General features: G+C 46.2%; 12 protein-coding genes and 1 tRNA gene. 5 read left to right on the forward strand and 8 right to left on the reverse strand.

The window, feature by feature from the left end:
- Nucleotides 1-325 precede the first annotated feature (325 nt).
- From xerA to FNY66_RS09865, 3 genes are all read left to right on the forward strand, one after another.
- The gene (xerA, locus tag FNY66_RS09855) at nt 326-1,321 is read left to right on the forward strand and encodes a site-specific tyrosine recombinase/integron integrase (RefSeq protein WP_150311027.1); all 996 of its coding nucleotides are present in this window, start codon (nt 326-328) and stop codon (nt 1,319-1,321) included.
- Between the two features lie 84 nt (nt 1,322-1,405).
- Nucleotides 1,406-1,672, forward strand: coding sequence for a type II toxin-antitoxin system prevent-host-death family antitoxin (locus tag FNY66_RS09860; RefSeq protein ID WP_150311028.1), 267 nt, complete (start codon nt 1,406-1,408; stop codon nt 1,670-1,672).
- Nucleotides 1,673-1,675: 3 nt separating this feature from the next.
- Nucleotides 1,676-1,993: a type II toxin-antitoxin system RelE/ParE family toxin gene (locus FNY66_RS09865; protein WP_150311029.1), complete on the forward strand. Its 318-nt coding sequence runs from the start codon at nt 1,676-1,678 to the stop codon at nt 1,991-1,993.
- Nucleotides 1,994-2,216: 223 nt separating this feature from the next.
- On the opposite strand, the gene FNY66_RS09870 is transcribed toward FNY66_RS09865, so the two are convergent.
- The 8 genes from FNY66_RS09870 to murB all read right to left on the reverse strand — a co-directional run bounded on the left by FNY66_RS09870 (nt 2,217) and on the right by murB (nt 8,078).
- Complete coding sequence (locus FNY66_RS09870; RefSeq protein WP_150311030.1) at nt 2,217-2,501, reverse strand: PqqD family protein; 285 nt, start codon at nt 2,499-2,501, stop codon at nt 2,217-2,219.
- A 79-nt stretch (nt 2,502-2,580) separates the two neighbouring features.
- On the reverse strand, nt 2,581-3,447 hold the full coding sequence (locus tag FNY66_RS09875) for a metallophosphoesterase (protein WP_150311031.1): 867 nt from the start codon (nt 3,445-3,447) through the stop codon (nt 2,581-2,583).
- 129 nt (nt 3,448-3,576) lie between these two features.
- Nucleotides 3,577-3,648: transfer RNA gene (locus FNY66_RS09880), tRNA-Glu, on the reverse strand.
- A 341-nt stretch (nt 3,649-3,989) separates the two neighbouring features.
- On the reverse strand, nt 3,990-4,925 hold the full coding sequence (locus FNY66_RS09885; RefSeq protein ID WP_150311032.1) for a diacylglycerol/lipid kinase family protein: 936 nt from the start codon (nt 4,923-4,925) through the stop codon (nt 3,990-3,992).
- Nucleotides 4,926-5,066: 141 nt separating this feature from the next.
- Nucleotides 5,067-5,327: an HPr family phosphocarrier protein gene (locus tag FNY66_RS09890; protein ID WP_087151844.1), complete on the reverse strand. Its 261-nt coding sequence runs from the start codon at nt 5,325-5,327 to the stop codon at nt 5,067-5,069.
- Nucleotides 5,324-6,283, reverse strand: a complete 960-nt coding sequence (gene whiA / locus FNY66_RS09895) for a DNA-binding protein WhiA (RefSeq protein WP_087151845.1) — start codon at nt 6,281-6,283, stop codon at nt 5,324-5,326. Before whiA ends, FNY66_RS09890 begins: the two co-directional genes overlap by 4 nt.
- A 4-nt stretch (nt 6,284-6,287) precedes the next feature.
- Nucleotides 6,288-7,169 (reverse strand): RNase adapter RapZ, encoded by an 882-nt coding sequence (rapZ, locus tag FNY66_RS09900; RefSeq protein ID WP_087151846.1) that lies wholly within the window; start codon nt 7,167-7,169, stop codon nt 6,288-6,290.
- A 3-nt stretch (nt 7,170-7,172) separates the two neighbouring features.
- On the reverse strand, nt 7,173-8,078 hold the full coding sequence (gene murB / locus FNY66_RS09905) for a UDP-N-acetylmuramate dehydrogenase (protein WP_087151847.1): 906 nt from the start codon (nt 8,076-8,078) through the stop codon (nt 7,173-7,175).
- A gap of 280 nt (nt 8,079-8,358) precedes the next feature.
- Between murB and FNY66_RS09910 the strand changes: the two genes are divergently transcribed.
- Nucleotides 8,359-9,714 (forward strand): HlyC/CorC family transporter, encoded by a 1,356-nt coding sequence (locus FNY66_RS09910; protein WP_087151848.1) that lies wholly within the window; start codon nt 8,359-8,361, stop codon nt 9,712-9,714.
- A 93-nt stretch (nt 9,715-9,807) separates the two neighbouring features.
- Complete coding sequence (locus tag FNY66_RS09915; RefSeq protein ID WP_150311033.1) at nt 9,808-10,575, forward strand: N-acetylmuramoyl-L-alanine amidase; 768 nt, start codon at nt 9,808-9,810, stop codon at nt 10,573-10,575.
- The last annotated feature ends 32 nt before the right edge of the window (nt 10,576-10,607 follow it).

Raw genomic sequence — 10,607 nt, forward strand, 5'->3', positions numbered from 1 at the left:
ACTATGTGTACCGGATTGATTTATCGGCATCCTTCCAGTCAGATAAATGGCAATTTATCTGACTGAACTTTGCAATTTACTGCATACTTTTGGAATCTTAATAATTATACCACTACGCCGTTTCGATACCTCATACAAAAGTATTATATTTTATTCATTTTTTCACATTTTCTTCGTAAAATATTCATGGTTTTTACACTGTTTTAACATATCTCAACTGTTTTAACCGGTTTCCTGTGTCGATTTTATAGATTTGAAGTATTTTTGATAATATAGGGACTTACGCCCACTGCACACTAATTTTCTAAACTAAAGGAGGTTACTCATGAAAACAACACTAATCAACGAGATCTGTGATCTGATGAACGAACACCTTACCGCTGAACAGAATCAGTTGCTCCGGACAACTCTTCAGAAAGTATTTCGTCAATTTAATATCCCTGACGACTCCGGCGCTCTTTCCGAACAGGCACAGCAGACGAACATGAAGCTTCTGAATCTTTTCATTGCCGCCAAAAAGATTGAAGGATGCTCTGAAAACACATTAAAGTATTACTCTTCAACACTGCTGAAAATGATCAATTCAATTCAAAAAAACGTATGTGAGATTGAAACAGATGATATTCGTTTCTATTTATATAGATATCAGAATAAAAGAAATTCCAGCAAAGTAACCATGGATAATATCCGACGGATCATGTCTTCCTTTTTTATCTGGCTTGAGGATGAAGATTATATTTCTAAGAGTCCGGTCCGCCGTATTCACAAAGTTAAGGCAACGCAGTTTGTCAAAGAAACTCTGACTGATGAGAATCTGGAAAGTCTGAGAGACCAGTGCCGCCACCCCAGAGTTCTGGCGATTATCGATCTTCTGATTTCCACCGGTATCCGTGTGGGCGAACTGGTTAATTTGAATCGGTCCGATATCAATTTTAACAGCAGGGAATGTGTTGTTCTCGGGAAAGGTGATAAAGAACGGCGGGTATATTTTGACGCCAAGACAAAAATCCATCTTCAGCAGTATCTGGCTGAACGAAGTGATAGCAACTGCGCGCTTTTTGTAGGGCTTCATTCCCCCTGGAACCGCCTTTCTATCGCCGGGGTCGAACGTTTTCTTGCCAAACTTGGCGATGCGTCACATGTCCACCATGTCCATCCTCACAAGTTTCGCAGAACCATGGCTACTATGGCCATCGAAAAAGGAATGCCTATCGAACAGCTCCAGAAACTGCTTGGCCACACACAGATCGATACCACACTTCATTATGCAATAGTAAATGAAAAGAATGTTAAACTATCTCATCAGAAATATGTTTGCTGAAACCTTGACCAAATAGCATAATTCAAATACAATACTATTAGAATACTACTATCAAATACAAACCTTATACTAGGAGGTGTCATTATGAATATCCGTCCGTCCGCAGCAATCCGGCAGAATTACAACGAGATTGCAGAATTGTGCAGAAAAACCGCAGAGCCTGTCTTTCTTACCAAAAACGGTGAGGGTGATTTAGTCGTAATGGATATCGAAACTTTTAACCGCAGGGAAAAGATGCTGAAGCTTCGCGAAGAGCTTCTGGCAGTTGAGGAGGACAGGATTGCAGGAAGATGCGGCTGCACTCTGGAAGAACTGGATGACTATCTCAACGAAGTGATTGCAGAGGTATAGCCTATGGATGAAAACAGAAAATATAAAGTCGTTGTTTCTGACAGAGCAAAACGGATGTTAGGCGCGCACATCCGCTTTATGGCACAAGTCAATAAAGAGGCAGCGGCGGCGAAAAAGAACGAGATTATGACCTCATTGCGCTCCCTCAGCAGACTGCCGCAGCGTTTCCCGTTTTTTGAAGAACTGTATATCACACCGAATAAATATCACCGGATGTTCATTGAAAAATGGTATCTAGTTCTTTATCAAATCCAGGACGATACTGTATATGTCGAATATATTCTTGACTGCCGCAAGGATTACGGCTGGCTCATCCGATAACAAAATACCAGAACATAAATCGTCACTTCATCGCAGGTGGCGATTTTTCATATCCCGGAAAAGAGTGGCCATCGAACGGAAAAGTATGGTTATGAGTCAGAAAAATTTCCGAATTTATCTGACTCGCGATTCTAACCGCATTTTTCTCGCAAAAAGAAAACACGGCCATGTAATGAATCTTTTTCATCACACAGCCGCATTGCTGTTACCTCATACATTTATGCTATTCTTCTGTTTCCTCCGGTTTATCCAGTATGCCGCCCTCAATCAATGTATCTAAAAACTCCTGTATATCTTCCTTTGCTGTCTCTTCATCTACGTCATATATCTCCAGGATGCCTTTCAGCAAATCACCGAAGGTAACTTCAGACTGAAGCATCTTCCAGAGATCTGCACCTACTTCATTTACTGTTATCAGGCCATTAAATGTCAGTACTGTTTTTCCGGTTGGAATTATCACATAGTCTCCTGCAATCTCCCGTAAAACAAATTCCTTCTGTACTTTCATTCTTTTTTTCCCTTTAAAATCAAAACTTACAAAGACATTTTACACCACTCCGCGCTGTGATGCAATATCTAAACCTGAATTATTTTATCGTCAGCACTGCCACCTCCGGCGGATTATTGAACCTCGGCAGCTTCTGCTTATCGCTCCCCAGCCCGCTCGTCTCGAACAGAAGGAGATTATCTTTCTGATACATTCCGTGCACGTATTCCGGGAACCAGCCCTGGTCGCCGCCGTACAGGCCGCCCAGAAACGGAATGACAACCTGACCTCCGTGATTGTGCCCGCTGATCACCAGATCCACATCCCAGACTTTGCTGGCATCGCCGAAAATGAAGCTGTCCAGCCGGTGGGAAAGCATGATCTTCAGACTGTCCGTATTCTGGAAATCCTGCAGGAAACTGCGGATATCGTCCGGAGCAGCCGCTGCGTCATTATTTCCGTTCAGCCCGAAAGCATAATCGTACAGACCGCCACGGCGGACTTTAGTTCCGTTTATCTCGATATCCACATAGCTCTTATCCAGAACGACCGCGCCTGCATTTTCCAGCTCTTCTATAAGTTCAGAATGACCGTTTTCCATATAGTCGAGTTCATGATTGCCAAGGGCATAATAGACCGGCGCCGTATCTTTCAAGAGGCCGATCAGTTCCAGCGGGACAGATGCGTCTTCGGACTCCGCATTGAGCATATCCCCGTCCATAATAATGACGTCCGGCTCTGTCTGGCGTATCTCTTCCGCCAGTTTCTCATTATCCCCGCCGAATCTGTGATCATGAAGATCCGAGAAAACTGCCGCCCGAAAACCGGTCTCACTTTTTCCGGTATCTGCGGTATATTCCCTGACCACGATATAATTTGTCGAGACCCAGAGACTGACCAGGACATAAGCAGCCAGAACTGCGAGAATAAGTATTACAGCTAGTATCCATCTTTTCTTCCTATTCATTGAGTCTGCTCTCCTTCTATAAGATGAATATATCCGTCCCCCACTTTTTTATACTTCTTTTTCAAATTCAGTAAAAAGAAAAAATCCCGAAAACACTTGAACTTCAAGTACTTTCGGGAACTCATTCAGTGACTCCGAGGGGAATCGAACCCCTGATTCCAGCGTGAGAGGCTAGCGTCTTGACCGCTTGACCACGGAGCCTTTTTTCTATTCGCTGTGTGTTGTCCCTCACAGCGAATATTACTATATCATATGCATCCGTAAGATGCAAGTACTTTTTTAAAATTTTTGTATTTTTTTGCAACAGTTCAGCCATCTGACAACAGGAGGCGGATTTATGCTTGCATAAGAAGCCGCCGACTGGCAGTCAGATGAGCTGAGCGCCCGTCAATGAGTAAAACAGCGGTGACAGCCGCGGTAAGCACGAAGTGCGGTTTTACGAATGGCGCGTGCTGAACTGTTACTATTTTTTACCAGTTCAGCCATCTGACAACAGGAAGCGGATTTATGCTTGCATAAGAATCTGCCGACAGAAGATACTTTTATGCCTGCTCTTCCGCCATTTTTTCTGCCGAGAGTCCTGCCGCCACTTCCTGTTTCACCATGATCTGAAGGGCCTGGCGGTTATTTCTCACGGTAACTTCTTCGTGACTGCCGCCGTACTCTCCATCCAGCGTCCACGGTATTGCTTCCATAGATTCGAACCGCACGCATCCCGACTTGAAGGAATACATACGGTCAGGGTTGATCTGTTTCAGCATGATCGCTCCGAGCAGGTCATTAAGTTCCATCGGATTCTTCGGTGTCTTGATGAGCGTCACCTCGAACTCGCCGTCGTCGAATACGACATCTGTTCCTATGATTCCTTTAAATCCTCCCACCGATCTGGAATTTGTCACCATACCATAGATAAATTCATCTTCAATTTCCTCACCATCGTGGGTTACGCGGATCTTATAAGATGGGATATTGAAGATCCTTTTTGCCCCCTCCAGCACGTATGCAAGATGTCCGAGGATATTTTTCATACTCTGCTTTGTCTCATAGGAGACGTCGGTAAAGAGCCCGAATGCCGCAATGTAGATAAAGTAATCATCATTAAATGTACCCACATCGCACGGAAACGGCATGCCGTTCACCGCCGTGTCCGCCGCCGCGAGGATGTCTTTCGGAATACCGAGGCTGGAAGCGAAATCATTGGTCGTCCCGGCCGGGATATAACCGAGAGGAGCCTGATACGAACGCATCCGCATACCCGTCACTACCTCATCCAGCGTGCCGTCGCCCCCGCTGCAGACGATCAGATCATATCCCTCCGGACAGGACAACATCTTCTCAGCGCCGTCATGAGACTTCTGTGTCGGGTAGACTGTCACCTCATATCCTGCTTTTGTAAAAACATCAAGTATATCCGACAGCTTTGGTTTCAGCGTTCCTGTACCCGCATTTGGATTATAGATAAACAGCATTTTTTTCATAATCTGCATCCTCCCCACTTGTTTATATAATCCTGATCTTTCGTCAAAAAAGGCTGCACACATCGCACAGCCCTCTCATTTTCAACGTCATTTCTTTATCTGAATCTCACCGGTAAACCGGCTGGATACTTTCACCCTGAGTTATTTTACATTTGTTGCGAAAAATTCCCTGATTCCCTCTGCGGCTTTCTTCTCATCCTCACCCTCAGTAACTACGGTGATCTTTTCACCGTCTGCAAGGCTCAGGCTCATCATTCCCATGATACTCTTCGCGTTGATATTTTTCTCGCCGATCTGAATGTACACTTTGCTCGCATACTGGCTTGCTTCCTGTACAAGCAGAGCAATCGGTCTGCCGTCAAATCCTTCTTCTGTCTTAACTACAACAGGTGTTTTAATCATAATAATCCTCCTTGTTCCTGCCTTACCTTGTCTGCCATCTCGCTGAGTCTTCGCAGTCTGTGGTTGATCCCGGACTTACCTACGGGGGGATCAAGGATCTCTCCCAGTTCTTTCAGAGTTGCATCAGGATTTTCGAGGCGGGCTACTGCAGCTTCCACCAGATTATCCGGCATGTGGTCAAATCCCACCGTATCTCTGAGATATGTAATGTCCTCAACCTGTTTTACTGCCGCCGACACAGTCTTGTTAATGTTGGCAGTCTCGCAGTTCACCTTCCTGTTTACAGAATTACGCATTTCTTTCAGTATCCTGACATTTTCAAGCTCCATCAGGGATACGTGCGCTTCCATTACATTAAGAATATCTACTATCTGGGAGCCTTCTTTCAGATACACGACATACGATTTCTTGCGTCTCACGATCTTGGCGTCCAGTCCGAAGCTGCAGATCACTTCACGAATCCGCTCCGCCGCTTCCGGCAGGGAACAGACGATCTCGAAATGATAAGATTTCTTCGGATCGCTCATGGAGCCGGCCGCCTGATATGCGCCGCGCAGAAATGCCCTCCTGCAGCATGTCTGCTGTGTCACAAGAGGACTGAATGGATGAATATCACCTGAATCCCCCTGGGGTTCACTGATCATTTTCGTCGCCTGAAGTATGCGAAATGCGTCCTGATGCCGTTTTACAACGACTGCATATGACACACTTTGTTTCGCAATGTTTCTCCTCACAGAGATATCAGTTCTAATATTAAATGTTTTTTCTATCAATGTAAAGACTTTTCTTGCAACAAGGAAATTTTCCGAATGGATTTTTATGCTGCAGCGGTCAAAACGATTAAAAATAATCGTGCCGCACAAACCGATAAATGCGGCCAGTTCTGCTATCTGGCAATGTCTTGCCGTACTGATATTTCCCGCAAGCTCTTCCCTTACTCTTCCAGAAAAAGACATGTTCTCACTCTTTTCTTTTTGTGATCGCATCTTTGCCGATATCCCTGTGTTCGATGCGGACCCCGTAATTTTCCTGACTGCCCAGCTTCTGATAGAGGGCATTGGCCAGAGTCACAGACCTGTGCTTTCCGCCGGTACAGCCGATCGCGATGACGAGCTGGTTTTTCCCCTCCAGAATATAATTCGGTATGAGAAAATCAACCATATCCGTCAGTTTATCGAGAAATTCTCTCGCTTTATCATTTTCCATCACGTAGTCCTGGACTTCCGGATCATTTCCCGTCTTCTCTCTCAGTTCATCTATATAATACGGATTTGGCAGGAAACGAACGTCGAAGACAAGATCCGAATCCTGGGGGATACCGTACTTAAATCCGAACGACATCACTGTGATGTACAGATTACAGAAACTTTCGCCCTTTACGAATATCTTCTCCAGTTCCAGCTTCAGCTCTCTTGTCAGCATCTTGCTTGTATCGAGAATATATGTGGCACGCATCTTCAGGAACATGATCTTCTCACGCTCTTTGGCAATGCCGGTATCTACTCTTCCGGAACCGCTCAGAGGGTGCTGTCTCCTGGTCTCCTTATAACGCTTGATCAGCACATCGTCCTGGGCATCCAGAAAGAGTATCTCATAGCTGGTCTGCTTCTCGTCCATCTCGTCGAGCACTTCCTGCAGACCGGTGAAGTCCTGTCCTCCCCGGACGTCGAGCCCCAGAGCGATCTTCTTCACCTCTTCCTCCGGCTCGCTGAACATCTCCACAAAACGGGTGAGCAGCGGGATCGGCAGATTATCCACGCAGAAATATCCCATATCTTCTAACATTTTAAGAGCCGTCGTCTTCCCGGCTCCCGACATTCCTGTAACGATTACAAAACGCATCGGTTAAAATTCTCCTATCCTCTTTACTTCCGGCTCCAGCCGCACTCCTGAGGCGGCCTCGACCTTGCGGACCACGCTCTCCATCAGTTCCGATACTTCCCTGGCAGTCGCGCCGCCAAGATTGATCACAAATCCGCAGTGTTTTTCAGATACCTGGGCATTTCCCACCCGGAATCCTCTCAAGCCCGCGTCCTCGATCAGCTTTCCGGCAAAATATCCTTCCGGCCTCTTGAACGTGCTTCCGGCGCTTCCGTACTCGAGCGGCTGCTTTGAGACTCTTTTTTCCTTCAGTTCATCCATCTTTGCACGGATTTCTTCTTTCTTCCCTTTCTTCAGGGACAGTTCTGCTCCAAGTACTACATAATCCATCTTTGATACAATACTCGTCCGGTACCCCAGCTTCATCTCCTCGGCTGAAAGCGTCAGCACTTCTCCCTCCGGAGTCAGTACTTCCGCGCTCTTCAGGACATGTTTGATCTCGCCGCCGTATGCGCCGGCGTTCATGCGCACCGCGCCGCCGAGCGTGCCGGGTATCCCCGACGCGAACTCAAATCCCTCAAGCTCCGCCTCATATGCAGCGGCAGCCACCTTTGACAACAGGGCTCCAGCCTGGGCTCTGACTGTTTCTCCTTCGACCTGTATGTCTCTCATATTTTTAAAAACCTGTATGATGACGCCCCGGTAACCTTTATCTCCCACCAGAAGATTGCTTCCGTTTCCTATTACATAATACGGGATCTTCTGATCCGTACATAACTCCGTGATCCTCCTGATTTCTCCGGCAGACGAAGGCATGACAAAATAATCCGCCGGTCCGCCGATCCGGAATGTAGTGTGACTCGACATCGGTTCATCTCTCAGGACATTATTTTCTCCGATGATGGAACAAAGTTCATTATACAGGTTCATACATTCTACTCCATTTCATAATTCTTTGCATCACACTATTATAATCCAACCTGTGAACGATGTAAAGCAACAGTTTATGAGCAAAGAAGCAGCGCAGCCGCAGTAAGCACGTTAGTGCGGCTTTGCGAATGATGCGTGCTGAACTGGTACGGAAATAGAGGAGATGCAAATCTCGTTTCTTGCAAAACAGACGGATTCAGTGTATAATGTAGCGGTATCTCTAAATTTTTCAGCGTCAGATCAGACGCACTGTATCAGATAAAGGAGTGGAAAAATTACAGTGGACTCTGGTGACACCTTTCAATTTATCATATTGATCATTCTTCTTATGCTCTCAGCATTTTTCTCATCAAACGAGACGGCGCTCACGACCGTAAATAAGATACGGCTCCGCTCTCTCGCCGATGACGGAAACAAACGGGCTGCGATGGTTCTTGATATTACAGAGAATCATACTTCCAAGATGCTGAGCGCCATATTAATCGGCAATAATATCGTAAACATCTCTGCATCTTCACTATCAGCAACACTTGCATACGCGTTCGGCGGATATATGGTCAGCATTGCCACGGCAGTGCTCACGGTCGCAATCCTCGTTTTCGGAGAGATTACGCCCAAAAACTATGCGACGATCAATGCCGAAAAGATCTCTATGCGCTATATCGGGGTCATTAAATTCTTCATGACAATAATGACTCCTGTTATATTTATCATCAATCTGTTCTCCCGGGGCTTTATGATGCTCCTGAGAGTAGATCCTTCTGCGGCCAGAAAAAGTATGACTGAAGAAGAACTCAGGACCATCGTGGATGTCAGCCATGAACGCGGGGTCATCGAATCTGACGAGAAGGAAATGATCAACAATGTGTTCGATCTGGGAGACGCCAATGCGAAGGATATCATGGTCCCGAGAGTCCATGTTACCTTTGCTGATGTGAACAGCACCTATGAGGAACTGATCGGTATATTCCGTGAGGATAAATTTACCCGGCTGCCTGTCTACGAGGATTCACAGGACAATATCGTCGGTATTATTAATATGAAAGATCTCCTCCTGTATGACCGTGACGAGTCCTTTAATGTCCGCGATATTATGAGGAAGCCGCATTTTACCTACGAATACAAGAGCATATCGGAGCTTCTCGTAGAAATGCGTGAATCTACATTTAACATCGCGATTGTTCTGGACGAGTACGGCGAGATGGCCGGGCTGATCACACTTGAAGATATTCTCGAGGAAATCGTGGGCGAGATCCATGACGAATATGACGAGCAGGAAGACCAGTTCTACCAGCTCTCTGACCGTGAATATGTCATTGAAGGCGCCATGAATCTTGACGACGTAAATGAACGGCTTCAGACAGAATTTTCTTCAGAGGATTATGACTCGCTGGGCGGTTTTATTATAGAACATCTTGACAGATTGCCCGAACTAAACGACGAAGTCACAACCGAAGACGGAATCCGTCTGGTCGTGGAGACACTTGACAAAAACCGTATTGAGAGCGTACATGTATATCTGCCGGAAAAACCGGAAGTTGACAGTTCAGACAGGGAAAACGCAACTGATGATAATGATGCTGACAAAAGCAGCAATGGCCAAAATACAGCCGGTGAAGATAAAAATGAGGAATAAAGATCAAGAGACAGGAGTGACCGCTAAAACGGTCACCCTTTTTCTTTTCCTGCATATTATGTTATAGAGTAAAACGGAAAAGGAATAAAAATTATGCCCTATACAATCATGCTGGATGCAGGACACGGGGGCCGCGATCCGGGAGCGTTATACAACGGCAGACAGGAAAAAGACGATACGCTCGCGCTTACTCTTGCCGTCGGAGAGCTCCTTCAGGAACGGGGACTCGATGTCCTCTACACACGCACTACGGACGTCTATGAGTCCCCTTACCAAAAAGCAATGGAAGCCAATCAGGCAGGTGCTGATTTCTTTATATCTATCCACCGTAACTCCAGCCCTGAACCGAACACTTATTCCGGAGTCGAATCGCTCGTCTACGATAAATCAGGCATCAAGCTGGAGATGGCAGAGAACATAAATGAACAGCTCGAAGCCGTCGGCTTTACCAATCTGGGCGTCAAGGAACGGCCCGGTCTCGTCATCCTCAGACGTACGCGCATGCCAGCCGTACTTGTCGAGCTTGGTTTCATCAATTCCGACACAGACAATATGCTTTTCGACAATAATTTCAATGATATTGCTCTTGCCATCGCAGAAGGGATCCTCGATACCCTGCAGATGACCGGTGAAGTATCTGTGCCCGGTTCCTATACTGTCCAGGCCGGCGCTTTCCGCAACGGGGCCTACGCAGACCGGCTCCAGCAGGAACTTCTCGAACAGGATTTTCCGGCAGTGACAAGTCAGGATAACGGACTCTACAGAGTCACAGTGGGAACATATCCCACATTAGATGAAGCCGCGGCAATGGAAAGAAAACTCAAACGCGCAGGATATCAGACAGTGATCGTAAGTGGATAAATTCCGGATTTATCGTACTGGCTGATAGTACG

The organism is Mediterraneibacter catenae, from assembly GCF_008691045.1.
GTDB classification, from domain to species: domain Bacteria; phylum Bacillota; class Clostridia; order Lachnospirales; family Lachnospiraceae; genus Mediterraneibacter; species Mediterraneibacter ornithocaccae.

What these genes read in the sequence shown, in the direction of transcription:
- xerA (WP_150311027.1), top strand. Translation starts at nt 326, where the DNA reads ATGAAAACAACACTAATCAACGAGATCTGTGATCTGATGAACGAACAC.
- FNY66_RS09915 (WP_150311033.1), top strand. Translation starts at nt 9,808, where the DNA reads ATGCCCTATACAATCATGCTGGATGCAGGACACGGGGGCCGCGATCCG.
- FNY66_RS09870 (WP_150311030.1), bottom strand. Translation starts at nt 2,501, where the DNA reads ATGAAAGTACAGAAGGAATTTGTTTTACGGGAGATTGCAGGAGACTAT.
- FNY66_RS09875 (WP_150311031.1), bottom strand. Translation starts at nt 3,447, where the DNA reads ATGAATAGGAAGAAAAGATGGATACTAGCTGTAATACTTATTCTCGCA.
- whiA (WP_087151845.1), bottom strand. Translation starts at nt 6,283, where the DNA reads ATGTCTTTTTCTGGAAGAGTAAGGGAAGAGCTTGCGGGAAATATCAGT.
- murB (WP_087151847.1), bottom strand. Translation starts at nt 8,078, where the DNA reads ATGAACCTGTATAATGAACTTTGTTCCATCATCGGAGAAAATAATGTC.
- FNY66_RS09865 (WP_150311029.1), top strand. Translation starts at nt 1,676, where the DNA reads ATGGATGAAAACAGAAAATATAAAGTCGTTGTTTCTGACAGAGCAAAA.
- FNY66_RS09860 (WP_150311028.1), top strand. Translation starts at nt 1,406, where the DNA reads ATGAATATCCGTCCGTCCGCAGCAATCCGGCAGAATTACAACGAGATT.
- FNY66_RS09885 (WP_150311032.1), bottom strand. Translation starts at nt 4,925, where the DNA reads ATGAAAAAAATGCTGTTTATCTATAATCCAAATGCGGGTACAGGAACG.
- FNY66_RS09890 (WP_087151844.1), bottom strand. Translation starts at nt 5,327, where the DNA reads ATGATTAAAACACCTGTTGTAGTTAAGACAGAAGAAGGATTTGACGGC.
- rapZ (WP_087151846.1), bottom strand. Translation starts at nt 7,169, where the DNA reads ATGCGTTTTGTAATCGTTACAGGAATGTCGGGAGCCGGGAAGACGACG.